The organism is Enterococcus sp. 6D12_DIV0197, from assembly GCF_002174385.1.
In the GTDB taxonomy this organism is placed as follows: domain Bacteria; phylum Bacillota; class Bacilli; order Lactobacillales; family Enterococcaceae; genus Enterococcus_D; species Enterococcus_D casseliflavus.
Genome location: NZ_NIBN01000001.1, coordinates 2,818,497 through 2,842,331 on the forward strand (window position 1 = coordinate 2,818,497; position 23,835 = coordinate 2,842,331).

Annotated in this window: 23 protein-coding genes and 1 tRNA gene; 11 read left to right on the top strand and 13 right to left on the bottom strand. The window is 41.7% G+C overall.

What is annotated here, in order from left to right; genetic code table 11:
- Entirely contained in the window at positions 1-1,896 is a 1,896-nt protein-coding gene (asnB, locus tag A5867_RS13160) for an asparagine synthase (glutamine-hydrolyzing) (RefSeq protein ID WP_010749664.1), read from the bottom strand.
- Between the two features lie 466 nt (positions 1,897-2,362).
- Here asnB and A5867_RS17995 point away from each other — a divergent pair, with 466 nt between their 5' ends.
- Positions 2,363-2,512, top strand: coding sequence for a hypothetical protein (locus A5867_RS17995; protein ID WP_005229155.1), 150 nt, complete (start codon positions 2,363-2,365; stop codon positions 2,510-2,512).
- 59 nt (positions 2,513-2,571) lie between these two features.
- Here A5867_RS17995 and A5867_RS13165 read toward each other — a convergent pair whose 3' ends face one another.
- Positions 2,572-2,760 (bottom strand): hypothetical protein, encoded by a 189-nt coding sequence (locus tag A5867_RS13165; RefSeq protein ID WP_087627788.1) that lies wholly within the window; start codon positions 2,758-2,760, stop codon positions 2,572-2,574.
- Between the two features lie 228 nt (positions 2,761-2,988).
- Between A5867_RS13165 and A5867_RS13170 the strand changes: the two genes are divergently transcribed.
- Positions 2,989-3,648: an Ltp family lipoprotein gene (locus tag A5867_RS13170; RefSeq protein WP_087627789.1), complete on the top strand. Its 660-nt coding sequence runs from the start codon at positions 2,989-2,991 to the stop codon at positions 3,646-3,648.
- Positions 3,649-3,863: 215 nt separating this feature from the next.
- Here A5867_RS13170 and A5867_RS13175 read toward each other — a convergent pair.
- Positions 3,864-3,951: transfer RNA gene (locus A5867_RS13175), tRNA-Ser, on the bottom strand.
- Positions 3,952-4,035: 84 nt separating this feature from the next.
- Positions 4,036-4,602, bottom strand: coding sequence for a TetR/AcrR family transcriptional regulator (locus A5867_RS13180; protein WP_010749693.1), 567 nt, complete (start codon positions 4,600-4,602; stop codon positions 4,036-4,038).
- Between the two features lie 278 nt (positions 4,603-4,880).
- On the opposite strand from A5867_RS13180, the gene A5867_RS13185 reads away from it, so the two are divergent.
- From A5867_RS13185 to A5867_RS13200, 4 genes are all read left to right on the top strand, one after another.
- Positions 4,881-5,639 carry a threonine/serine exporter family protein gene (locus A5867_RS13185; protein ID WP_010749694.1) on the top strand — a complete coding sequence of 253 codons (759 nt, stop codon included), beginning with the start codon at positions 4,881-4,883 and terminating at the stop codon, positions 5,637-5,639.
- Positions 5,636-6,106, top strand: a complete 471-nt coding sequence (locus tag A5867_RS13190) for a threonine/serine exporter family protein (protein ID WP_016608602.1) — start codon at positions 5,636-5,638, stop codon at positions 6,104-6,106. The genes A5867_RS13185 and A5867_RS13190 overlap by 4 nt, the downstream gene beginning before the upstream one ends.
- Before the next feature lie 188 nt (positions 6,107-6,294).
- Positions 6,295-6,894, top strand: a complete 600-nt coding sequence (locus A5867_RS13195) for a VTT domain-containing protein (RefSeq protein WP_005229140.1) — start codon at positions 6,295-6,297, stop codon at positions 6,892-6,894.
- Positions 6,895-7,066: 172 nt separating this feature from the next.
- A complete protein-coding gene (locus A5867_RS13200; RefSeq protein ID WP_087627790.1) occupies positions 7,067-8,869 on the top strand; it encodes a glycerophosphodiester phosphodiesterase in 1,803 nt (600 codons plus the stop codon).
- A gap of 61 nt (positions 8,870-8,930) precedes the next feature.
- On the opposite strand, the gene A5867_RS13205 is transcribed toward A5867_RS13200, so the two are convergent.
- From A5867_RS13205 to gdhA, 3 genes are all read right to left on the bottom strand, one after another.
- On the bottom strand, positions 8,931-9,140 hold the full coding sequence (locus tag A5867_RS13205; RefSeq protein ID WP_005229136.1) for a hypothetical protein: 210 nt from the start codon (positions 9,138-9,140) through the stop codon (positions 8,931-8,933).
- A 361-nt stretch (positions 9,141-9,501) separates the two neighbouring features.
- Positions 9,502-10,848 carry a glucose-6-phosphate isomerase gene (locus A5867_RS13210; protein WP_005229134.1) on the bottom strand — a complete coding sequence of 449 codons (1,347 nt, stop codon included), beginning with the start codon at positions 10,846-10,848 and terminating at the stop codon, positions 9,502-9,504.
- 102 nt (positions 10,849-10,950) lie between these two features.
- The gene (gene gdhA, locus A5867_RS13215) at positions 10,951-12,300 is read right to left on the bottom strand and encodes an NADP-specific glutamate dehydrogenase (protein ID WP_087627791.1); all 1,350 of its coding nucleotides are present in this window, start codon (positions 12,298-12,300) and stop codon (positions 10,951-10,953) included.
- 160 nt (positions 12,301-12,460) lie between these two features.
- Between gdhA and A5867_RS13220 the strand changes: the two genes are divergently transcribed.
- Both A5867_RS13220 and A5867_RS13225 read left to right on the top strand, forming a co-directional pair.
- Positions 12,461-13,723, top strand: coding sequence for an NAD(P)/FAD-dependent oxidoreductase (locus A5867_RS13220; RefSeq protein ID WP_087627792.1), 1,263 nt, complete (start codon positions 12,461-12,463; stop codon positions 13,721-13,723).
- 137 nt (positions 13,724-13,860) lie between these two features.
- The gene (locus A5867_RS13225) at positions 13,861-14,898 is read left to right on the top strand and encodes a tagatose 1,6-diphosphate aldolase (protein ID WP_087627793.1); all 1,038 of its coding nucleotides are present in this window, start codon (positions 13,861-13,863) and stop codon (positions 14,896-14,898) included.
- 55 nt (positions 14,899-14,953) lie between these two features.
- Here A5867_RS13225 and ybaK read toward each other — a convergent pair whose 3' ends face one another.
- Genes ybaK through A5867_RS13240 form a run of 3 tightly spaced genes read right to left on the bottom strand, consistent with a single transcriptional unit; the run spans position 14,954 to position 17,423 of the window.
- Positions 14,954-15,445 (bottom strand): Cys-tRNA(Pro) deacylase, encoded by a 492-nt coding sequence (gene ybaK, locus A5867_RS13230; protein WP_087627794.1) that lies wholly within the window; start codon positions 15,443-15,445, stop codon positions 14,954-14,956.
- Between the two features lie 50 nt (positions 15,446-15,495).
- Positions 15,496-16,248, bottom strand: coding sequence for a type I 3-dehydroquinate dehydratase (aroD, locus tag A5867_RS13235; protein ID WP_005229128.1), 753 nt, complete (start codon positions 16,246-16,248; stop codon positions 15,496-15,498).
- A 5-nt stretch (positions 16,249-16,253) separates the two neighbouring features.
- On the bottom strand, positions 16,254-17,423 hold the full coding sequence (locus tag A5867_RS13240; RefSeq protein WP_283160467.1) for a class I SAM-dependent rRNA methyltransferase: 1,170 nt from the start codon (positions 17,421-17,423) through the stop codon (positions 16,254-16,256).
- Positions 17,424-17,660: 237 nt separating this feature from the next.
- On the opposite strand from A5867_RS13240, the gene A5867_RS13245 reads away from it, so the two are divergent.
- From A5867_RS13245 to A5867_RS13255, 3 genes are all read left to right on the top strand, one after another.
- On the top strand, positions 17,661-19,745 hold the full coding sequence (locus tag A5867_RS13245; RefSeq protein ID WP_087628183.1) for an LTA synthase family protein: 2,085 nt from the start codon (positions 17,661-17,663) through the stop codon (positions 19,743-19,745).
- A 181-nt stretch (positions 19,746-19,926) separates the two neighbouring features.
- Positions 19,927-20,664, top strand: coding sequence for a hypothetical protein (locus A5867_RS13250; protein ID WP_010749703.1), 738 nt, complete (start codon positions 19,927-19,929; stop codon positions 20,662-20,664).
- Positions 20,643-21,116, top strand: a complete 474-nt coding sequence (locus A5867_RS13255; protein WP_005229123.1) for a hypothetical protein — start codon at positions 20,643-20,645, stop codon at positions 21,114-21,116. Before A5867_RS13250 ends, A5867_RS13255 begins: the two co-directional genes overlap by 22 nt.
- Positions 21,117-21,233: 117 nt before the next feature.
- Here A5867_RS13255 and A5867_RS13260 read toward each other — a convergent pair whose 3' ends face one another.
- From A5867_RS13260 to A5867_RS13270, 3 genes are read right to left on the bottom strand one after another with little or no spacing between them, the layout of a single operon-like run.
- Positions 21,234-22,694, bottom strand: coding sequence for a HAMP domain-containing sensor histidine kinase (locus tag A5867_RS13260; RefSeq protein ID WP_087627796.1), 1,461 nt, complete (start codon positions 22,692-22,694; stop codon positions 21,234-21,236).
- Positions 22,694-23,407, bottom strand: coding sequence for a response regulator transcription factor (locus A5867_RS13265; protein ID WP_010749704.1), 714 nt, complete (start codon positions 23,405-23,407; stop codon positions 22,694-22,696). Before A5867_RS13265 ends, A5867_RS13260 begins: the two co-directional genes overlap by 1 nt.
- A complete protein-coding gene (locus tag A5867_RS13270; RefSeq protein ID WP_015510109.1) occupies positions 23,388-23,738 on the bottom strand; it encodes an SdpI family protein in 351 nt (116 codons plus the stop codon). The genes A5867_RS13265 and A5867_RS13270 overlap by 20 nt, the downstream gene beginning before the upstream one ends.
- Between the last annotated feature and the right edge of the window lie 97 nt (positions 23,739-23,835).

A 23,835-nucleotide genomic window follows, 5' to 3' on the forward strand; every position in this document is an offset into this window, starting at 1 on the left:
TCAAAGTGTTTCATAAACGATTTCTTTGGCTTCTGGAATCGATTCATCAATAAAGAATACTTTATACCAGGTCAAGAACGTAAAGATCGTCCAGATTTTTCGCTGAAGATTCGGTTTTCCTTGGCGATGGTCTTCAAGCATTTGTAAAATTGCTGTTTGATCGAAGAAGGTTGCCGCAAAGTCTGACTCAAAAAGGCTCTTGACTGCTTCATACCCTGTTCCTTCTTTCAGCCATGCCTTGATAGGTACAGGAAAGCCGAGTTTTTCACGGTTTGCCCACTCTTTTGGCAAATGACGGTTTGACGCTTGTCGAAACACATCTTTGGTGTTGTTTTGATTGATCAAATATTTCGTCGGGATCGTTTGCGACAACTTCTGCATCTCGATATCCAATAAAGGAACACGTAATTCCAAGGAACTCGCCATGGACATTTTGTCTGCTTTTAACAAGATATCCTTCGGCATCCACTGATGAAGATCTAAATATTGCATCTTATTGACCTCGTCTTTGAGACCATTGACTTTCTCGTAATGAGGCGCAACGATTTCAGCAACAGAGGGTCCTTTTTGATACGTTGGTTTTAAAAGCTGCAATGCTTCCTCTTCTTCAAAGACCAGTGCTTGCCCGATAAAGAAGTCTTGGGCAGGTGCCGTGGCTTCATAAAGATGGATTCGACCATGGAAGTTTTTCATTTTGCCGATTTGACGTCCCAAACGAAAGCGGATGTTTTGTGGCAATTTTTTCAACCCTTGGGCAAAAACGCGCACCGCTTTAGAGTTTGTGTGGAAGCCATAAGCAGCATAACCGGCAAATAATTCATCTGCCCCTTCCCCAGATTGAACGACTCGCACTTGCTGTGCTGCCAGATTGGCTAAAAAGTACAAAGGGACACAGCTTGGGTTGGAATCTGGTTCGTCCAAGTGATACTGAATCAACGGGAATGCCTCAAAGGACATTTCACCATCGATGACCGCTGCTGTGTTGTTCAAACCAAGTTTTTCCGTCAATTTGCGGGCCTCGATCGCTTCGTTGTAGGTTTTGTCATCGAACCCGATTGAAAACGAGCGATCTGGTCGCAAGACAGAAGCTACGTAACTTGAATCGACACCACTGGATAAAAATGAGCCGACTTCAACATCACTGATTTGATGAGCGGCAATTGATTCCTGGACTGCTTGATCGATTTTGTCGACCCATTCTTCTCTTGAATGATTTTCTTTCACTGAAAAATCTGCATCCCAATACTGCTTGATCGTCAATCCCTGTTCATTAAACAAATAATAATGCCCTTCTTGCAAACGATGAACGCCTTTAAAGAAGGTTTCTCCGTTCAAAGGCGAGTATTGAAACGTCAAATAAGGTTTCAACGCCTCTTGGTTCAACTCTTTCTTGAAATCTGGATGAGGCAAAAAGCTCTTGATTTCAGAACCAAACATAAAACTGCCATTCATTTGCGCATAGTAATATGGTTTGATCCCAAAGTGATCCCGTGCGCCGAAAAGCTCTTGTTTTTGAGTATCCCAGATGGCAAAAGCAAACATTCCCCGCAGGCGCTGCAAAACATCAATGCCCCACTCCTCATAGCCATGTAAGACTACTTCGGTATCCGCATGGGTAGAAAAAACATGACCCGCTTGGATCAATTCTTCCCGCAACACTTGAAAATTATAGATTTCCCCATTAAAAATAATGACTTTTGTTCGATCCTCGTTAAAAATCGGTTGTGAGCCACCTTCTAAGTCGATGATCGATAAACGACGAAACCCTAACGCTACTTGGTCGTCGGTAAATTTTCCTGAACTGTTTGGTCCGCGATGAACGATCCGGTCCATCATGCGTTCAATAATGATTTCTTTTTGGTCTTTTGAATTGACAAAGCCGACAATTCCGCACATATTTTCACATCCGTTTTCATAATCCATTTTCATTTTTCTAAAGTAAATCATACCATAGAATTCAAGAGATACGATCTCTTTTTCAAAAAAATACAATCAATATATTTTTGCACAAAACATAATTTGGAGACAAACCTTATGATATCAAGGTTTCCAACCATCTCATACTCTCAATCTTACAAATTTGTTATCTAAGAAAATAGCTATCCTCAAAATTCTTAAGAAATTTTTTATGAATTCTATTTTTCTGAAAATATACAAAGATACTTTTCCCGAATTTACTGACTCCAGGAAACTTCTTTTGCTGCCATTCTCAGGCATTGATTTCTTGAGAATGATCAGTCAGATTCGTTCGTTTGATAGTTTTATTGGACGAATGTGAAAAAAAGTGTTATTCTAACTATGGAATTTCGTTATCAACTAACCGTTGCCTTTCAATGACAAGTTTTAAGAAAGGAGAATGACTATGACATTCTATAACACAGATCTACAATATCGTGTAACTCTGGATACCAAATTGAATTTATTTATCGTTTTCGATAAAAAAGATGCGAATCATTTTGCGACTGGAATTACGATCGAGCAAGCTGTACAAGAATTGAAAAAAACTGCATAAGGAGTTTATCCAAATGAAGGATACCGATTCGTACTGAAAGCACCTCGCTAAGGAAAAAATTAGCTAGGTGCTTTCTTGTTTTTTGGCTCGCTTTTGTCTTTTGCATTATCCGCTTCTTGCTTCTGTCCACTTTGCTGTTCATCCAGCTGTAAGATTTCATCAACAGATCCTTGCTTAATAAATTTGCTCAATCCCTGTGCCGCAATTTTTGTGTAACGCATAAAATAATCTTTTTCTTCAAAATCCATCTTCTTCCCTCCTACTGATACAACCATACTTTCATTTCGTTTACTAGCGATTTTACCAGTAATTCTTGAGCGTCACTTCTTTAATACATATGAATGATCCATTAATAGCATACACGTTACATTTGTCAAATCATTCTTTTCCTCTATTCATGAAAAGACAAATCTGTTTTCTGATTCCAGACATAGTACTATTAACTTTAGGAAACTGTTTTATTAGGAGGGATGCTTATGGCTACATTTTTCGCTGGTTTGTTTTTTATCGGTTTGATCGGTTTCATTTTTGGCATTATCTTATTTTATATTGGGTTGATAACTCAAAAAAACAAACGAGATCGAAATGTTTTTCTCATTGTCGCTTCCGCCTTTATTGTCTTGTTTTCGTATGGTGGCTTGTCCTTCTACCAAGATGTGACGTCTTTCGATAGCATCACTGCGCAATTAAGCCTTTCTTTACGTAACGAATCAGGGAAAAATGAGTCCTTTGGCGATGCCGCTGCTTCCATGGAACAACCACAAGGAGAACAAACAGCTGGCAACAACGAAGCAAGCAGCGCGCAACAAGAAGAACCCGCAAACAACGAGCAACATACACCTCAACTTTCTCGTGAAGAAAGAAATGCACTGAATCGTGCAGAAAGATACTTATCCAGCAATGCGTTTTCTCAGTCGAGCTTGAAACGCCAACTACTCTATGAAGATTTTTCGGAGAGCGCAGCAGACTTTGCCGTAGCCACTGTGGAAGCCGATTGGAATGAGCAAGCATTGAAAAAAGCAATTCGCTACTCGCAAAATTTATCCTTATCAGATGAGCGTGTGGCGAGCCAACTTTCCTTTGAAGGCTTTACTTCTGAACAAATTGAATACGCCTTAGCGCGTTTGCCCGATTGATTCTTTTCGTTTGTTGCAGGACCACAAGCAAAAAAGGGTTCGACGAATTAGTGTACATTTCTGTTGATTTCCAGATCGAGTCTAGGCTGAGGGTTTTTCAGATGGTCATCGAGCAAGCTCGGCAGTCAGTTAGCTTCTCTGCCCATTTTTCTGCCCACAACAAACAAAAAAGCCTATCTCAAAAGATAGGCTAAACGCTCCAAAGCGTTGATATAAGGAGAGTACAGGATTTGAACCTGCGCGCCGGGATGAACCGGGTCGGCGGATTTCGAGTCCGCTGCATTACCACTCTGCCAACTCTCCATAACAGTTATTTTCGCTAGTTTTATTAAAAATGTCAAGAAAAATCTGCACCCAATAAGTAATGGGATGCAGATTTTTTGTTCTTTAATCGAAGATGTAGCTATCTTTCTTTTCGATTACGCCTTCAATGGTCTCGTTGATGATTTTGATGATCTGGTCATCGGTGGGTGTGATGATACCCGCCGACATTAAGGAAGCCAAACCAGTCACAACGATCCATGCGCCATTATGTAGTGCATTTACCGCATCTTCTGAAAGATCCGCATATTTTTCTTCTGATTTGATCAAGGATTTGAAATAGGTCGATGAAAAATCATGCATCAATTTCCCACCGCCATAGTCGTCGATAAAAAGGGCGATGTAGAGATTGTGCTGCTCTTGAGCGAAGCGTATATAATTCAGGCCTAAATCAACAAGTTTGTCTCCTGTTCGAACAACTGGAAAAACATTTTCCGATAAATCTTTGAAAACAGCCTCCACCAAGGTATTTTTTAAGTCCTGCATATTTTCGAACTCAAGATAAATCGGTTGAGTAGAAATTCCCATGTGCTTAGCGATATTCCGGGCCGTAAAATTGCCAAAACCTTCTCTATTGATCAGTTCATAAGCGGCCTTCAAAATGTGTTCTCTTGTATAGACCTTCCTTCGCATCAATAAATCCCCCTTTTTATATTTATTTAATTGTAACCGAGATATTCATTTTTTTAAAATAAAACACTCCATCCGTTATCTTATTTCTATTCACTTTGTTCATTAAAAACGAATGTTTACTAATTAAAAGAAGTGCTTCTCCTTTCATTTATCACAAAAAATCCTACGCATTGGCTGCTAGTTATTTTTCAAATCTACTTTTCTTCCTTGTTGAAAACTCGCTGAAATTGTACACTAAGAATGTAGTGCGCAAATTCGATTGAAAAAGGAGTTTGGAAATGGCTGAATCAAAAGAGCTATTATTGGAGACCTGTTTGTTGGCAGGAAAAATCATGATGGAAAACGGCTCGGAAGTCTATCGAGTGGAAGATACAATGAATCGAATTGCAGCAAATGCCGGAGAGCAAGGCAGCATTAGTTATGTAACAGCAACTGGACTTTTTATGGGCTTACGCAGTAGCCACTATGCACAAGTAGAAAATGTTCATGATCGAGTCATCAATCTCGAAAAAATTGTTGCCGTCAACGGATTGTCCCGTGCCTATGCTGAAAAAAAAATCTCGTTAGTGGAACTGCACGAGGCATTAAAAAAGGTCAATCCAACGACACCAAGTTTTCCTTATTGGCTGCAGGTGTTTAGTGCGGGCGTGGTCAGCAGTACTTTAATGATTATTTTCGGCGGTGCTTGGTTTGATTTTCTAGCAACGTTTGTCATTGGCTGTCTGGGATTTTTATGCGCCTATTGGGTCAAAAAAGTCATCGATATCCGCTTTTTGGATATGTTTTGCGCCTCTTTACTGATCGGTACTTTGTCTCTTCTAGCGGTCTCTCTTCATGTCGCACAAAACGTCGATAATTTGATTATCGGTGCCGTCATGCCCTTAGTTCCTGGTGTAGCGATCACCAATTCCTTTCGGGATATTTTGGCAGGCCATCTCATCAGTGGGACTGCTCGGGGAACTGAAGCTATTTTCACAGCTGCCGCGATCGGTGTTGGCATCGCCACGGTCTTCACCTTATTTGGAGGGATCTCATGACGATTTTTATTCACCTTTCCTTTAGCTTTTTAAGCACCGTGACCTTTGGTATCTTGACCAATATTCCTAAAAGAGCCTTAGTTGCAACAGGCATCGCTGGAACGGTTGGCTGGATGATCTATTGGTCATTGAAAACGATTGGCTACGGTCTAGGAAGCGCCAACTTCTTAGCCGCATTTGCCGTCGGTTGCGTCAGCATCTTTTTTTCCCGCAGAAAAAAAATGCCCATGATCATTTTTAACATTCCTAGCCTCGTTCCTCTCGTACCGGGTGGTCCTGCCTACAAAGCCGTTCGAGAATTCGCTTTGGGCGACAACTTTGTCGGCTTTGAAAATCTGATGATCGTTGTCATCACCGCTGGGGCGATCGCTGGAGGCTTCATGATGACGAGTGTGGTTGAAAAGATCGTTAATCGTTGGCAAATGAAGCGAACGAAAAAACATCCCTCAGATAAAAAAATCTCCTGAAACTATTGGTGCGCAGAAACTATAAATTTTTCTTATTTCAGACTTTAGTACAATGTTTTCTTTTCGGACTTCTTTTATAATAAAGGCATACCTTACAAAACTGTTTGACGTTTGTCATTTGTTTTACTGGATTTTTCTGGTCTCACCCCGTATAGTGGGATTATGAAACATAAAGGAGATGAAGTCCTGTGAGCATAGCAACTTCTCGTCGTATCATTAATACGATTTCTATTATTGGCTTAGGTTTATCTATCGCATTAACGATCTATTTTATCAATCTAGGTGTTTTCAAAGACATTAATGCACTGCGAGGTCTAGTTGGAAATTCCGTTATCTTAGGACCAATCGTCTTTATCCTTTTGCAGATCTTGCAAGTAGTGATCCCGATCATTCCCGGTGGTGTCTCCAGCGCTGCAGGTGTCTTGATTTTCGGTCCTTATCTAGGATTCGTTTATAACTATGTAGGAATCAGTATTGGTTCTGTCATTATTTTCCTGCTAGGCCGACGATACGGTAAACCATTCATTTTAAGTATGATCAGTGACAAAACTTACGATAAATATATTGGCTGGTTAGATAACCAAAGCCGATTTGAAAAACTTTTCGCCCTTGCAATCTTTCTACCAGTCGCCCCAGATGATGCCCTTTGTCTAATGGCTGGCTTGACCAACATGACAGTGAAGAAATTTACGCTGATTATTTTGTTGGCAAAACCTGCTTCAATTTTCTTGTACAGCATGGCTTTGATTTATGGTGGAACATTCTTAACTGGTTTGTTAGGCGGATAAGAAAAATAGGTAAGAAAAACGATCAATTCATTGAGCCGAACATGAAGGAGCTGCTTTTCATACAGGGATCTATACCTGTGGCGAATGTGCTTCTGAAACTGTTCGACTCTTTTTTTCCGCCTTTTTAGAATAAATAGGAACCAAAATACTTACTTTTGTTAGGATGACGACCATGAATTATTTAAAAAACAGCTTAGTCAACACTTGGGATTTTTTGAAAGACAGCAACGCCTACTTCCGTGATGTGTTACTGATGCACGGTGCTTTGTTGTTCTTAGTGATCCCAATCTTATCGGCTTCCACCAAGTTCGTCTTAAAACGTGGGGGCTTGCCTTACCTTTCTTTTGATAATATTGGCAGTATCTTTACCGACCACCCAGTCGTGCTGCTCTCATTAACACTGATTTTACTTTTGATTTTATTAGCCGTCTTTTTTGAGTTTACTTTTTTACTGCTAAGTGTCTATTTTATTAAAAAGAAACAGCCGATCAGCTTGCGGCAATTGTTACGGATGACTGTTTTGCAGTTGCGTAAATTACGGCCGATGACCTTTTTATTTTTCCTGTTTTACTTCTTACTGATTTTACCGATCGGTGGGTTGAGTTTTAATTCTGATTTACTCGCAAAAATCAAAATTCCCGCATTTATCATGGATTTCATTTTTGCCAACCGTGTCTTGATCATCGGGGCAGTGCTGTTGGTTTATGTTTTGTTGATTTACTTGGGGATTCGCGTGATCTTTGCCTTGCCAGAAATGATATTACGTGATCTGCCCTTTCGAAAAGCGATCAAAGAAAGCCTCCAAGTAACAAAACGCCGTTTTTTTGCCATCGTTGGACAATTTGTCTTTATCGGTGGCAGCATCTTGTTGATTTCGACACTGGGCTTCACTTTGCTGATTACCATTCAGGCGGTGATTGAAGTTGTTACACCGGACTATGCGTTGTATAGTGCTGTTTTTATTATGACTTTCTTACAGTTTATCTTGTTACTGAATGTCATTTTATCGACGGTAGCCATTTTTTACATCATCGTTGATTTCATGGATGATGAAGGCTTTTTACCAGAGATTCCTTCATGGTTCCACCAAGAGCCATTGAACCAGCGTCATTTCTTAGGTCTAAAAAGTTCGTTGTTTACCTTGGTAACGGTGCTTTTCGGTGTCGGTGTTAGTCTATATAATATGAACTATCTGACTTCAGCTGCTTCGATCCATCCGGTAACGATCTCCCATCGAGGGGTCAGCGACGGACAAGGGGTCCAAAATTCTCTTGAAGCACTACGCTTGACTAGCGAGAAGTACCACCCAGATTATGTTGAAATGGACGTCCAGCAAACCAGTGATGGTCATTTTATTGTCTATCATGATTTTTCATACCGTCCATTGACAGGTGGTCAGGGCAAACCAGAGCAATTGCCTTTGAGTTACGCCGAATCACTGACAGTTTCGGAAAACAACCAGACAGCTCGTATTCCAACCTTTGATGAGTACTTGGCACTTGCCAACCAATTGGACCAAAAACTGCTGGTGGAGATCAAAACGCAGCGAAAAGATACCGCGGAACTTGTAAATGCCTTTTTAGCAAGATATCAAGAGGACCTCCTTGCAAATGGTCATATTATGCAAAGCCTCTCCTATACAGTTGTTGAGGAGTTAAAGGCGCAGGCGCCTCAATTGATTTCAGGATACATCATGCCCTTCAATGTCGTGGGGCCACCACTGACCAGTGCTGATTTTCTGACGATGGAATACAGTACGATCAACCGCAACTTCATCGCTTCTGCCCGAACCGATGGCAAGGAAGTGTTCGTTTGGACCCCCAATGATGCGGATACTATCAGCCGGATGCGTTTTTACGGGGTGGACGGGATCATTACTGACCAGATGGAGATCTTAAATGAAGAGTTGAGTGTGACGGAAGAAGATATGACTTATTCAGACAAACTATTGAATTTTGTGATCGGCGTTGGCTGATCTCACACGAAGAAAAATGCTGCTCACGGTGTTCCGTTGAGCAGCATTTTTTGCTAGTTGGTTAGGCAACGTTCGTTTGCGTACAAATTTTATTGAAACTGACGATCATCCGACGATTACAAGCTTCTACTTGTGCTTGATCTTCTTCTTCATAACTTGAAACGACGATCAACGCCGTATTTACGTATAGTTTTTCAACCACACCAATCACAGGCTTGCTCGCCCCGACAGGTTGGCAGACATATTTTTCACCGATCGTAATATTCTCCATATCCTCACCTCAACCGTTTTCTTTCTTAAAGATATAATAACAAAAAAGCATCAAATTGAAAACGTTTTATTTCAATTCATCACGCATTTGTCACCAAGAAATGACAGTTTCGTTCGTTGAAACACACTGGTTTGTTCGTGCCACTTCTTAAAAAGCATTTTATACTAAAGGAAATCAAAAGGAGATGAGCCAAATGCCAATTATTCAAACCTGTATCTTTGGACTATTGTCTGCTGCGTTGCTTTGGGGATTAAAAGAAGACCGCTGATTTATTGGCCCAACGATCTAGTAGCACAACAAATACGAAAATAAAACAACGCCTTGAGCCAATCAGACTGGCTCAAGGCGTTTCTTTATCGAATTATAGACGTTCGTTCAATTCTTTTGCAAGATCTTCAAAACCTGGTTTGCCAAGTAAGGCGAACATGTTTTTCTTGTACGCTTCAACCCCTGGTTGGTCAAATGGGTTCACGCCATTTAAGTAGCCAGAGATACCCACAGCGATCTCAAAGAAGTACATGGTGTAACCTAACGTGTACGCATCCATTGTAGGAATTTTTACTAACAGATTTGGGACATCCCCATCTGTATGTGCAAGTAATGTTCCTTCAAAGGCTTTCGTATTAACAAAATCAACTTCTTTTCCTTCTAAGTAGCCAAGACCATCAAGATCTGCTTCTTGTGTAGGGATCGCAATTGATTTGCGTGGTTTTTCAACTTTAACAACTGTTTCAAAGATATTGCGACGGCCTTCTTGGATGTATTGCCCAAGAGAATGCAAATCTGTTGAGAAGTTTGCACTTGAAGGATAGATCCCTTTTTGGTCTTTTCCTTCAGACTCGCCGAATAATTGTTTCCACCATTCTGAGAAGTATTGCATGCCTGGTTCGTAGTTGATCAGCAATTCGGTTACTTTGCCTTTACGATAAAGGATGTTACGCATTGCTGCATATTGATACGCTTCATTTTTTTCAAGGTCGTCACTTGCGTAAGCATCGCTAGCATCTGCTGCCCCTTGCATCAAGGCATCGATATCCGCTCCGCTGGCAGCGATTGGTAATAAACCAACAGCAGTCAATACAGAGAAACGGCCGCCGACGTCATCTGGAATCACAAAGGTTTCCCAGTTTTCAGCATCTGCTTCAACTTTTACTGCACCTTTCGCTTTATCCGTTGTTGCGTAGATCCGTTTGTTGGCTTCTTCTTTGCCGTATTTTTCAATCAAACGTTCTTTGAAAACACGAAAAGCGATCGCTGGCTCAGTAGTTGTTCCTGATTTTGAGATCACATTCACAGAGAAGTCACGGTCACCGATGATTTCGATCAAATCTGCTAAGTATGTTGAAGAAATCGAATTACCTGCAAAAAAGATTTGTGGTGCTTTGCGTTCTTCATTTGGTAGCAAGTTAAAGAAAGAATGATTTAAGAAATCAATCGCTGCTTTCGCTCCTAAATAAGATCCGCCGATCCCGATCACGACTAATACTTCAGAATCAGATTGAATTTTTTCAGCCGCTTTTTTGATACGAGCAAATTCATCTTTGTCATAGTTTTTAGGAAGGTCGATCCAACCTAAAAAGTCGCTACCAGCACCTGTTCCTTCGCGTAATTGTTTGTCTGCTGCTGTAACTTGACTTTGCATGTAGCTCAATTCGTATTCGTTCACGAATGGTGCTACTTTCGAATAGTCAAACTTGATGTGTGACATGATTTGTCCTCCTTGAAAAAATAGTTTTTCATACACTACCTACTTTACGTTTTTTTTCAACTTTTTTCAAGTAATTCCTGATAGGTAGCCTGTTGGGTGATTTTAGACAAGTCCTTGAGCAAACATTGCTTTAGCAACTTTTTCAAAGCCTGCGACGTTCGCACCTAACATAAAATTATTTTTTTGATCGAAGGTTTCAGCAGTATCACGGCATGCTTCATAGATCGACTTCATGATATCGTCCAATTTGGCATCGACTTCAGCTTTTTCCCATTGCAGTCGTTGGGAGTTTTGACTCATTTCTAACGCAGAAACGGCTACGCCGCCAGCATTGGCTGCTTTTCCTGGGCAGTAGAAAATTCCTTCTTCAATAAAATATTCTGCTGCTTCTAATGAGCTAGGCATATTCGCGCCTTCAGAAACGACCCGGACACCATTGGCTTTTGCACGTTTGGCTTGTGAGAGATCAATCTCGTTTTGGGTCGCGCAAGGAAAGGCTAATTCCGCTGGTGTATCAAAATCCCAGACAGATGCCCCTTCATGATATTCGGCTGATGAACGTTCCTTGGCGTAAGCCGTCAACCGTTCACGCTTCACTTCTTTGATCTCTTTTAACAAGGCCAGATCAATGCCGTCTTTGTCATAGATAAAACCAGAGGAATCAGAACACGTGACAGGGATCGCACCTAATTCTTGCAATTTCTCAATTGCATAGATCGCAACATTGCCGCTTCCAGAAACGATCGCTTTTTTGCCTGCAAAGGTTTCACCTAGGTCTGTCAATAAATGCTTAACGAAATACACGGCGCCATAACCCGTTGCTTCTGTGCGGTTTTTACTGCCCCAGAAGTCTAATGGCTTACCAGTTAAAATACCAGCATCGTATTGTTTCAATCGTTTGTAGGCACCAAACAAATAGCCGATTTCTCGGCCTCCGACACCAATGTCGCCAGCAGGAACATCTAAGTCAGGTCCGATATGTTTTGACAGCTCCGTCATAAAGCTTTGGCAAAAACGCATCACTTCGGCATCGGATTTGCCTTTTGGATCAAAATCACTTCCGCCTTTGCCGCCGCCGATCGGCAGACCTGTCAAGCTGTTTTTGAAGATTTGCTCAAACGCCAAAAACTTCAAGATACTCAAGTTTACACTTGGGTGAAAACGCAAGCCGCCTTTGTAAGGCCCCATTGCCGAGTTGAATTGAATCCGATAGCCACGGTTTACTTGCCAGTTGCCTTGATCATCTTGCCACGGGACTCTGAATTGGATAAAACGTTCTGGTTCAGTTAAGAGTGCAAGGATATTTGATTCAATATATTCTGGATGCTCCTCTAAAAAGGGAACGATCGTAGGTAAAAATTCATCAATTGCTTGAAGAAATTCCGGTTGGTGTTGGTCTTTCTCATGAATCTTCGCTTGAATTTCTTTCACGTAAGCTGAAGCTTTGGTCATAGTGCATTACCTCCTTTAAGATATTTTCTATTTTAAAGAAATTTTCTGAAATTGCACGCTTTTTTTTAGAATTGTCAGAATTTTTTATTATTCGAAAAAAATCGACCAATCCTTTCAGCACTCATAGCCGATGTGTTACAATCCCAAAGAGGTGAAAAGAATGGAAAAAACCTATGATGTCATTGTTGTTGGTGCAGGTACGAGCGGCATGATGGCTGCGATCACTGCTGCCAAACAAGGTGCGCGGGTGTTATTAATCGAAAAAAACAAAAAAATCGGCAAGAAATTATTGATGACTGGCGGCGGACGCTGCAATGTAACCAATAATCGGCCGGTAGATGATTTAGTTGCTCATATTCCAGGAAACGGCAAGTTTTTGTATAGCACGTTTTCTCAATTCAATAATTATGATGTAATGGCGTTTTTCGCAGACTTAGGTGTCGTCTTAAAAGAAGAAGACCACGGACGGATGTTCCCTGTGACGAACAAATCAAAAACCATCGTCGAAGCGTTGCTTCAAGCAATCAACGATCATCACGTCACCCTATTGACGAACACGGTCGTCACAAAGCTGATCCATGACGGCAGTCAAATTCGCGGCGTGCGAACCGAAACCGATGAGTTCTCTGCCCCTAGTGTGATTTTGACGACAGGTGGCCGCACCTATCCTTCCACGGGCGCAACGGGGGACGGCTATAAGATGGCAAAAAAAGTCGGCCATACCATTACGCCACTTTATCCAACCGAATCGCCGCTTGTTTCAGAAGACTCCTTTATTCAAGAGCGGACGTTGCAAGGTATTTCCTTGCAAGACATCACGTTGAGTGTCTTTGATCAAAAAGGAAAGCCCATCGTCGCCCATACCATGGATCTTTTGTTTACCCACTTTGGGTTATCTGGTCCAGCTGCTTTACGCTGTTCCTCTTTTGTGAACCAAGAATTGAAAAAGCAACAACCCGTGACGGTTGTTCTGGATTGTCTGCCAGCAAAATCCCATGAAGCCTTGACCCAGGAATTGATTCAGTCTGCGGCTTCGAAGAAACAATTGCCGAATGCTTTAGCTGGCTTTTTGCCTGAGCGCTTGATGACCTTCTTTTTGCAGCAGCTAGACCTGCATGAGCTGGTTGCTGAAAAAGCCTCACCAGAACAGTTGGCTGCGCTCGCTTTCTTGATCAAAGGCTTTTCAGTCACTATCGTTCGCACGTTCCCGTTAGAAAAGTCTTTCGTGACTGGTGGCGGAGTCCATCTGAAAGAAATCAATCCAAAAACCATGGAGAGCAAGAAAATCAACGGCTTGTATTTTGCTGGTGAATTATTGGATATCAATGGGTATACAGGTGGTTTCAACATTACAGCAGCGTTTTGTACTGGACATGTTTCAGGGAAAAACGCAGCAGAAACAGCTAGTTATTTCAGTTATTGATCGATGACCCAGGTGTTGGCAGCAATATCCTTGCCGTTGCTACCAACACCTGGGTCTCCTCTCTTTTTGCTTATTAGTTGGGTTTTTCTCAAAGTAGGCGTAGACTAAAGATAGCAAGATCGAGGGAGGTTTTTTTAATGAAACGAATTTCAAGAGGTAAATTTGAACGAATGCAAAAACTTTCAAATGAGGATGGTGTGATTGCCGCACTAGCGATCGACCAACGTGGTTCCATGAAAAAAATGATGAAGGCGGCAACTGGACCGGATGACTTTACGATGGAACACATTTATGAATTCAAGCAGTTGGTTTCCCAAGAATTGACCAAATATGTCAGCAGTATTTTGTTAGATGAGGAATATGGCTTCTTAGGGATCGAAGCAAAGAATCCCAACGCTGGCTTGATCCTTTCCTATGAAAAAACAGGGTATGATGTCAATACGCCGGGTCGTTTGCCAGAAATTCTACCCAATGAATCGCTGCAGCGCTTAGTGAAAAAAGGGGCAGATGCTGCGAAAGTCTTGGTTTATTATAATCCAGATGAACCGCAAGAGATTTTAGATACCAAACATGCGTTTTTAGAACGTTTAGGTACGGAGGCACAAGCGGCCGATATTCCGTTATTTGTAGAGCCAATCGTTTACGACGATGAGATCACAGATGACAAATCACCTGCTTTTGCCAAGATCAAACCGAACAAGGTCATCCGAACCATTCAGGAATTGACGAAAGATCACTACCATATCGATATTTTGAAAGTCGAAGTACCGGTTCAGTTCGATTTAGTTGAAGGTTTCCAAAAAGAAGGCTTAGAGGCCGTCTATACGCAAGAAGAAGCCGCCAATTACTTCAAAGAAGCTAGTGACGCTGCGACGCGACCCTTTATCTATTTGAGTGCGGGTGTCCCAGCGAATGTCTTTCGCGATGAATTGACCTTTGCTGGTCAACACGGTGCTAAATTCTCAGGGATCTTAGGTGGGCGAGCAACTTGGCGCGATAGTGTGGAAATCTATGGGAAGCAAGGCACCAAAGCATTACTGGAATGGCTGGACACCCAAGGGAAAGAAAATGTTGAAGAATTAAACGCCATTCTAAAACAATATGCCACTCCATGGTTTGACTTTTATGGTGGTTTAGAAAATATTGAGGTTTTCGATATTGAAGTAATGGAATAAAATAGTACAAAATAATCCCCGTGAACGGCATTTCAAGATGGTTCACGGGGATTTTTTATTCGTGTTCAGGTGCCAACAAATCGGCAAAGACCGCCCTAGTCAATTGTTGCAACGCTTGGGGGGCAAGCCCCATCTGCAATCCGCGCTTTCCTGCAGAAACCACGATTTCTTCCAGTGTCTCTGCCTTATGATCAATATAAGTAGGAAAGAGCTTTTTCATCCCGATCGGCGAACAGCCGCCGCGAATGTAGCCAGTCGTTTCTTCTAAATCTCTCAGATGCAGCATCTCTACTTTTTTGTTTCCACTGACTTTTGCTAACTTTTTCAGATCCACTTCTCTGTTTCCAGGAATCACAGCCACCAACGGACCTGTTTTGTTGCCCACTGCCACCAGCGTTTTGTAGATGGCTTGCGGGCGTACTAGTTGCACAGCGACGGATTGCGCATCGAGATGGTCTTCCGACCACTCATAGGTGTATTCGTTATAAGCGATTTTCTGTTGTTCTACTTGACGGATCGCATTGGTTTTTTGTTTCTTCTTCGCCATTTTATCCCTCTTTTGTTTTGGTTTCTTTTAAGAGAAGGCCTTGGCTGGTCTTACTCATTGAGTGAAAATTCTTGTAAGTAGTTGGTCATTCGTTCGATCGGTATTTGTCCAGGTGCTGAAGCACCTTGCAACGAAGCAAAAGTAAAGACCGAACCAGTCAATGCCCCACTAACCCGGCTGATTTTCCCCAGCTCCCCCATCGACATGATCGCCAACGGCAGTTGGTTGAAGCCACGCGCTTTAGTAATGATCCCCATCAAACGTAAAACATCTTGGACTTGCTTGGGCATCATCGCTAACTTGCCAACATCGGCACCAAATTGATTCATTACGCCGATCTTTAAAATCAACACAGCATCTTCTGGCGTTTTCTCAAAATCATGATTGCTCAATATCAGCTTTACCTGTGCCTTTTTGATTTCTTGAATAAAGGCTCGACCTAAAAATTCAGCTTTCTCTAATTCGACATCGATCCAATCGATCAAGCCTGAATCAGCAGCAGCTAAACACAATTCTTTGTACTGGGTCAATGTGAACGCTCGCTCGCCCCCTTCTTCCAAGGTTCGAAAAGTGAAGAGCAGCTCTTTGTGCTTTAATGTCGTGCGAATATGTGATAACGCATCTAAGACCGCTTGCTGGTCTTCGACATGTTTGTAATGATCAACACGCCATTCGACGATCTGTGCCTCTGATTCCTCAGCAGCAATGGCTTGTTTCAAGATCTCTTCATTGGTTTTCCCAATCAATGGCACACAAATCAACGGTGTTTTCCCGTCTAACGTTACTGGTTTTGATCGGCTCATCTACTTCACTCCTTTTTCATTTGATAAAAGAATACTTTCAGATAGTTCCCTTCGGAAAAATGCTTATCTACCGCAAAATCAGCTGGTAGACGATAACTTTGAATACATTCATAAGCAACGTGTGCTTTCTCTAAGGATGCTTCGATCATTTCTTGAAACTTCCTCGGTGAAAGATTGGCCGCATTCGTTGAGGCGATCAACAAGCCATCAGGCGCTAAAATCGCCAAACTATCAGTGACTAAGTCGCCATAATTTTTCGCAACCGAGAAGACCTTTTTCTTGTTGCGGGCAAAACTCGGCGGATCTAAAACGATCACATCAAAGCGCAAGTCTTTTTTGCTGGCATAATTGAAGTAATTGAAAACATCCATGACATGGATACGCTGGGTATCTGGATCAATGCCGTTGACTGCAAATTGCTCGCGGGTCTTTTCTAGACTGCGTTTTGCCAAATCGACGCTCGTTGTTTGAGCAGCGCCACCGACAGCAGCAGCGACAGAAAACGCCCCCGTATAACTGAACATATTTAAAACCGACTTGCCAGCTGCCAAGCCATCAACAAGTTGCCCACGAACTTCTTTTTGATCCAAAAAGATGCCCGTCATTAATCCTTCGTTCAAATACGTCGCATACGTGACGCCATTTTCCTTCACCAGCAAGGGTTCAGGTGCCGTTTTTCCATAGACCCATGCTGATTCAGGCAGTTCAGACGTAAAGCGGATTTTTTCATAAGCCCCTTTGATCTCGGGAAAGATTTGAAGAAAAGCCGCCACGATCGCTTTTTTATGTTGATAAAGGGTGGCATTGTACCAAGAAAAAACGACATACTCGCCATACAAATCTACGGTAAGTCCCCCCAATTGATCCCCCTCGCCATTAAACAGACGAAAGGCATCTGTCAGGTCATCTTGATAGTAAGCAATGCGTTTGCCTTTTGCTTTCGCAAAGCGTTGCGCAAAGAATGCTTGGTCGATCACTGTTTCTTCAAAGGATACGACCCATCCGATCCCTTTATTTTGTTCCCCAAGATAGCCGACACCTAAGAAATGGTTGGCCTGATCAATAAAGGTGACCCACTCCTTCGTCTCGATTGCTTGTTGAAGATCTTCTCGTTGGATCAACGGATTCTTTTTGCGAAGCTTCGCTGATCCTTGCTTCGTTAGTTTTATTTTCATGTTCATCTGCTCCATTCATTCTCCTTTTTAGTATAGCAAAAAGCGACTGTATTGTCTGTATCCTTGAAAGTAAAGAAATACTTAATTCCGCGTCATGACAAGGAATTCATTTGACACGTCTTTCACAGCCTAGTAAAATGTACTGTGATGTAAAATCGTAATTTACCGGTTATACTGGAAAAAGAGAGGACGATTCCTTTGAAAAAAAATAAAGTATCCACCTTTGTGAATACAAGAATGGGCTTTTTTTTCCTATTAGCCCTATTATTTTGGCTAAAAAATATCTTTGCCTATATGGTGGACTTCCACCTAGGTATTGAAAGCAGCATTCAGTACTTCATCTTATTCATCAATCCGATCGCAACGACTTTGTTGCTGCTGTCGATCGCATTGTACGTAAGAAGAACCAAAGCAGCTTATATCACGATGCTTGTGATTTATTTCTTGATGACTCTGCTGTTGTTCTCCAATGTTTCGTACTATCGAGAATTCACTGACTTTATCACCATCAACACGATGCTTGGTGTAGGAAAAGTGGCAAGTGGTCTAGGAGAAAGCGCAATTCGCTTGTTCCGTCCCTACGATGTGTTGTACTTCATTGACTTTATCGTGCTGATTGCAGCCTTTTCAATGAAAAAAATCAAAATGGACACTCGTCCTGTGCGGGCACGGATGGCTTTTGCGATCTCAACCTTAGCTGTCATGGTCTTTTCTGCCAATCTTTTCTTAGCAGAAGCGGATCGTCCTGAACTGCTTACTCGAACGTTTTCTCGTGACTATTTAGTGAAATACCTTGGGATCAACGCCTTTACGGTTTATGATGGCGTGCAAACCTATCAAGCTTCGCAAGTACGTGCCGAAGCAAGTCCCAACGACATGAACGAAGTAGAAAGCTATGTCAGAGAACATTACGCGGAACCGAATGATGATCTGTTCGGTATCGCAAAAGGCAAGAACGTCATTTATATTCATTTAGAAAGTGTTCAGCAATTCTTGATCGATTATAAATTAAAAGATGAAAATGGTGTTGAACATGAAGTCATGCCATTTATCAATAGTTTGTATCATAGCGATAGCACCTTTAGTTTCGATAACTTCTTCCATCAAGTAAAAGCTGGGAAGACCAGTGATGCGGAAACGTTATTCGAAAATTCCTTGTTCGGATTGAATCAGGGGGCATTATTCACTCAACTGGGTGGGAAAAATACCTTTGAGGCAGCGCCAGATATTTTAGGTCAAACCCAAGGCTATACCAGTGCGGTTTTCCACGGAAATACGGGTACCTTCTGGAACCGAAATGAAACCTACAAACGGTTTGGTTATGATTATTTCTTCGACGCATCGTATTATGATGTCAATGATGAAAATTCATTCCAATACGGTTTACATGACAAACCGTTCTTTGAACAATCGGTACAATACTTAGAACGTCTGCAACAACCGTTCTATTCAAAATTCATTGCAGTTTCTAACCACTACCCATATTCTGAATTTACCAATGAAGAGGGCGGCTTCCCGCTAGCGAACACTTCTGATCAAACGATCAATGGGTATTTCGCAACCGCGAATTATTTAGATAAAGCCGTAGAAGAGTTCTTTAATTACTTGAAAGAAAGCGGCTTGTACGAAAACTCAGTCATCGTTTTATATGGTGACCATTACGGAATTTCCAATTCTCGGAACCGCAACTTAGCAGAATTGCTTGGAAAAACAAGTTCGACTTGGACAAACTTTGACAATGCTTCATTGCAACGTGTTCCTTATATGATCCATATTCCAGGACAATCAAACGGCGGCATCAATCATACGTATGGTGGCCAAGTTGATGCGTTGCCAACCCTCTTGCACTTACTCGGTGTAGATACATCGAACTATATTCAATTGGGACAAGATTTATTCTCTGATCAAAATGAACAACTGGTTGCCTTCCGCGATGGCGACTTTGTGACACCAGACTACACTTACTATAGCAGTACATTGTATGACAATCGTACCGGCATGCCGATCAACGAACCATCCGATGAACTGCAAGCGAAAGTCGATGAGTGGAAAGCCAAAGTTGACAAACAGCTGTCGGTTTCTGATCAGATCAACAATGGTGATCTCTTACGTTTCTATGCGAAGAGCGGTTTAGAAGAAGTCGATCCTTCGACCTATAATTACAAAGACGCCCTTCGGCAAATGATGGCTATCGAAAAGAATCTAGGCAGTGATTCAACCAGCGCCTTTTCTCAAAACGGCAATCAATCGACCGTCGATCTGTACCAAACAAAAACCTTCCAAGAATACCAGCAGATGACGGAACAAGATAGCGGAGAATAACCTATAAGTACTACAAGATCGATCCAGCAAGGCGGATGCTTTGCTGGATTTTTTTCGGCTGTTTTGTTCGTAAAAACCCGATTTTTTCTATTGCTTTTTTAGCTTCGATATTTTACTACAAGAACTTCATACTTTATTCAAACTCCCCTTTTATACTATGAAATAGGATGAGGTGAACTAGATGAAAACTATACATTTTGCGATTGCCAGCATATTTTATCATAAAAAAGCCATGGTGCTTTATACGCTTGTATCCTTCTTTGCCGTGATTGGCTTGATCGTGACCTTCGCTTTGATCTACTCAATGGATCAAGTAATCGCTCAAACCAGAGATCTCTTAACAACAGAAGATTTGCAAACGAAAGTAGCGGAAGAGATCCAACCAGTCACGACGATCTATCATCAACTGTTCTATTTGATTTTTAGCGCCTTTACACTGGTCTTTATCGGCTTTCAAGTTTATTACCAATTATCGAAACGCTCAGAATACACTGCCTGGTTAGCAAGTGGTGCCACCACCAGACAATGGGTGGCGATGCAGTTGCTTGAAATGCTCTTGCCGCTTTTAGCAGCTGCCGTGACCGCCTTTGTGTTATTGCTGCTCTTCCAGCCTTATTTCCAGCGAGAATTGCTTAGCGGGCATATCATCGCTCTTGATCGTGAGCGTGCTTCGGATCACTTTTGGGAGGCTGTTCAAAGTCTTCCTGGTCAAGAATTCGCCATTACGATCCCACAAAACAGTCAAATTCTGGTCCAAAATGTTGACTTGAACAGCACCACCTGGCTGGCTATTTTATTTGAAAGTACGCGCCACACACTTATCGTATTGATTGCCGCTGTTACCAGCTTTACTGGTCTGATTGCTAGCGGACATAGTCTGTATTGGAGGAAAAAACAATGGAAAAACCAACTCAGCTAACGAAATCAATTGGTTTCTTTTATGTTGCGAAAGACAATGAAACAAAAACATCTGAATTAAGTTTGCTGCTTTCACAAAAAAAAGCAATCTTGATTCGCGCACAGTGGCCCTCCGTCCCCTTTTTATCGGTCATGGACAATGTATCTCTTGCAAATAAAAAAGGGGGCGATTTAGAGGAAGTGCTGCCTTATGTACAGCTTCCCTTATCGGCTTTGAAAAAAGATCGAACAGAGTTAACACCCTTTGAGGAGCTCAAAATTCAACTGCTCTTAGCTTTGCTTTCAGAAAGAGAAACCCTTTTAATCGAAAATGTCTTGAGCACATTAACAACGAACGAGGTTCAAACCCTGTTGCCCTTGTGTCAAGAAATCGCCGAACAATTTGCTGTTGCCATCTATTTGATTCATGAAGACGAATGCTTTGCCCATACCCCTTATACTACTTATCTATAGTTTACATAGCCCCCAAACAAGAAGGCTTGCTTGCAAAAGCAGGTCTTTTTGTTTGGACTGCTGCCACTGAACCGCAAAAAAAATCGACCGGCTAAGCGAATTGCTGCCGGTCGATTGCTATTCTTCATTTAAGTCGATATCAGGAAAAGAGATTTTAAACGTCGTGCCTTTGCCAAGTTCACTTTCTACACTGATCTTTCCTTTGTGCAGGCGTACGAGCTGTTCAACGATCGATAGACCCAAACCTGATTCACCAAATTGACGGTTTTTACGGGAAGGATCGACTTTGTAATAACGATCCCAAATATTCTTGACTTGTTCTTCAGACATGCCGATTCCCGTATCACTGATCTCAATGATCGTTTCCAAGTAGCCTTTTTCGATTCGAACCCGAATTTCTCCATCTTCCGTAAACTGGATCGCATTTTGTAAAATATTGACCATGATTTGGACGAAACGATCGTAGTCGGCATAGACATCAATTGGCTCTGTTGTTTCTAAAATCAACACATCTTTGGCGATTTCTGCCTTGCTCTCAAGTTGCGTCAGCAGATTTTTGATGGTTTGTGTTGCATCGAATTTTTTGATGACCATCGAGATTTGATTGGTTCGGATTTTCTCGTAGTCAAGGTTTTCGTTGACTAACCGAATCAAACGATTGGTTTCATTTTTCATCAAGCGGATCGCATTGTCCTTTTGATTTTCAGGAATCGCGTTGTACTCTAACCCTTCCAATAAGCCATTGATGGTCGTCAAAGGCGTACGCATCTCATGCGAAGCGTCTGCCATAAATTGTCGACGACGTTCTTCTTGTCGTTCAATTTCCTCTTGCGACTCTTTTAAGGATTTCGTCATTAAATTAAAATCTTCGGCTAACTCATCAAATTCATCCCGATTATGCACTGGCAAGAAGATATCAAAATTGCCATTGGTGATCTCCTTGGTTGCTCGTTTCATACGATTGATCCGCCTTACTTGGAACGTAGCAAATAGGTAACTGATCAATAAGGAAACGACGATCGAGATCAAACATACTTTAAACAAGTTTTGGTTAAAAGCACTGACAAGATTCAAGATGCTGCTTGCCGATTGTGAAACCACCATCACCCCGTAAAAATCCGTTCGATTGACAGAAAAAGGAATCAAAACATAGGAAGTCAGTTCTTTTTCCCCATATAGATTCGTGGGTGATGTCAGTTGCAGACGCGCCCCGTTTTCTAAGGATTGCCAGTCTTTTTCAGAAATTGGAAAATCCACCGCACGAGTATTATCTAATGGATAAATAATGTCATCGGGGCTTTTAAAGAAAGCAAAAGAAATGTCTTGGTTGCTCAAAATATTTTCAGCCAAATGCAGAGAATATTGCAGATAGCCATCTCGCGTCATATTTTGCTGCAAATATTCTGAATCGCTGATTTGCGAAATCGTCGCGACCGACGAAGCATACCCCATTAACTGCTCATAATTTCGTTCTTGTAATGTTTGGCGCGTCATTTGTGTAAACGCAATACCAATCGTCATCAAAATCACGAAGATCACAACAAAAAACGCAATCAGCTGTTGATACAAGTAGCGCATTAAGCAGCACCTGCATCGTCAAATTTATACCCCACACCCCAGACGGTTTGAATGATCTGAGGTCCCACTTTTTCTATTTTTTGTCTTAGTTTTTTGATGTGCGCATCAACCGTCCGTTCATCACCAAAATATTGGTAATCCCAAACTAGTTCTAACAATTGCTCTCGTGAAAAGACTTGCCGCGGTTTTTTCGCTAACGTATAAAGCAAATCAAATTCCTTCGGCGTCAACCCATCGATGGGTTTGCCATTTAAATAGGCTTCCCGTGTTTTTGTGTTCATTTTGAAATGATCGGTCACAACATCAAAAGTTGCATCGGAAGCTTCAGGCGTTGTTTTTTCAACCAACTCACTGCGGCGGTGTAAGGCTTTGATCCGCGCGATCAAGGTCAGTGGACTAAAAGGTTTCGTCACATAGTCATCTGCCCCCATCTCCAACCCGATGACTTGATCGCTTTCTGAATCACGGGCCGTCAACATAATAATAGGTACTGTACTGGAGATTTTGCGAATTTCTCGCGCCACCATCATGCCATCCATGGAAGGAAGGTTCAAGTCAAGGGTGATCATGTCCCATTTGTCTGGTTCAGCAGCAAAGGCTTCCAGTCCTTCTTTGCCGTCGTACTTAAAAGCCGCTTCCCATCCTTCATTCAAGAAAAACATTTGCATCATTTCAGAAACAGATTCGTTGTCTTCAATCATTAATATATTCATTTTCTTCACCTCTATGTTCTTTATCAAATCGTTGCAGATTCTCTTCGATCAGGCCAAAGATCGGCACGATGAACCAAGGGATCGCGATCATTTCAACTAGGAAAAAATTGGTCCATTCTTGCCATTTCAAGACAAACCCAATGACCGCCATGATTCCGCCAAAAAGCAGAAAATAACGGGCGCATAGTTTCTGAGCATGCCGCCAGTTGCGTTCATTTTGTTTTGCTAAATAGGAACGGTAGCCATAAATAAGGTTCATTTTTTTTGATGGAAAAAGAAAAAAAGTGAGACCAATCAAGAAAAAAATGATGCCAATTACTAAAAAAATCATCGTTTCACTCCATTCTTCCTATAGTATACTCGAATTTCTTTCTTCTACCAACAACTTCACCGATTATTCATAAAGGTTTGCCTTTTTTTCAATCTTT

Bases quoted from the DNA above. Each gene is read 5' to 3' on its own strand.
- asnB (WP_010749664.1), bottom strand. From the start codon at position 1,896: ATGTGCGGAATTGTCGGCTTTGTCAATTCAAAAGACCAAAAAGAAATC.
- gdhA (WP_087627791.1), bottom strand. From the start codon at position 12,300: ATGACCAAAGCTTCAGCTTACGTGAAAGAAATTCAAGCGAAGATTCAT.
- A5867_RS13210 (WP_005229134.1), bottom strand. From the start codon at position 10,848: ATGTCACACATCAAGTTTGACTATTCGAAAGTAGCACCATTCGTGAAC.
- A5867_RS13180 (WP_010749693.1), bottom strand. From the start codon at position 4,602: ATGCGAAGGAAGGTCTATACAAGAGAACACATTTTGAAGGCCGCTTAT.
- A5867_RS13250 (WP_010749703.1), top strand. From the start codon at position 19,927: ATGAAAACTATACATTTTGCGATTGCCAGCATATTTTATCATAAAAAA.
- A5867_RS13260 (WP_087627796.1), bottom strand. From the start codon at position 22,694: ATGCGCTACTTGTATCAACAGCTGATTGCGTTTTTTGTTGTGATCTTC.
- A5867_RS13185 (WP_010749694.1), top strand. From the start codon at position 4,881: ATGGCTGAATCAAAAGAGCTATTATTGGAGACCTGTTTGTTGGCAGGA.
- A5867_RS13270 (WP_015510109.1), bottom strand. From the start codon at position 23,738: ATGATTTTTTTAGTAATTGGCATCATTTTTTTCTTGATTGGTCTCACT.
- A5867_RS13220 (WP_087627792.1), top strand. From the start codon at position 12,461: ATGGAAAAAACCTATGATGTCATTGTTGTTGGTGCAGGTACGAGCGGC.
- A5867_RS13240 (WP_283160467.1), bottom strand. From the start codon at position 17,423: ATGAAAATAAAACTAACGAAGCAAGGATCAGCGAAGCTTCGCAAAAAG.
- A5867_RS17995 (WP_005229155.1), top strand. From the start codon at position 2,363: ATGACATTCTATAACACAGATCTACAATATCGTGTAACTCTGGATACC.
- A5867_RS13255 (WP_005229123.1), top strand. From the start codon at position 20,643: ATGGAAAAACCAACTCAGCTAACGAAATCAATTGGTTTCTTTTATGTT.
- A5867_RS13200 (WP_087627790.1), top strand. From the start codon at position 7,067: ATGAATTATTTAAAAAACAGCTTAGTCAACACTTGGGATTTTTTGAAA.
- A5867_RS13170 (WP_087627789.1), top strand. From the start codon at position 2,989: ATGGCTACATTTTTCGCTGGTTTGTTTTTTATCGGTTTGATCGGTTTC.
- A5867_RS13265 (WP_010749704.1), bottom strand. From the start codon at position 23,407: ATGAATATATTAATGATTGAAGACAACGAATCTGTTTCTGAAATGATG.
- A5867_RS13190 (WP_016608602.1), top strand. From the start codon at position 5,636: ATGACGATTTTTATTCACCTTTCCTTTAGCTTTTTAAGCACCGTGACC.
- A5867_RS13205 (WP_005229136.1), bottom strand. From the start codon at position 9,140: ATGGAGAATATTACGATCGGTGAAAAATATGTCTGCCAACCTGTCGGG.
- A5867_RS13245 (WP_087628183.1), top strand. From the start codon at position 17,661: ATGGGCTTTTTTTTCCTATTAGCCCTATTATTTTGGCTAAAAAATATC.
- A5867_RS13225 (WP_087627793.1), top strand. From the start codon at position 13,861: ATGAAACGAATTTCAAGAGGTAAATTTGAACGAATGCAAAAACTTTCA.
- aroD (WP_005229128.1), bottom strand. From the start codon at position 16,248: ATGAGCCGATCAAAACCAGTAACGTTAGACGGGAAAACACCGTTGATT.
- A5867_RS13165 (WP_087627788.1), bottom strand. From the start codon at position 2,760: ATGGATTTTGAAGAAAAAGATTATTTTATGCGTTACACAAAAATTGCG.
- ybaK (WP_087627794.1), bottom strand. From the start codon at position 15,445: ATGGCGAAGAAGAAACAAAAAACCAATGCGATCCGTCAAGTAGAACAA.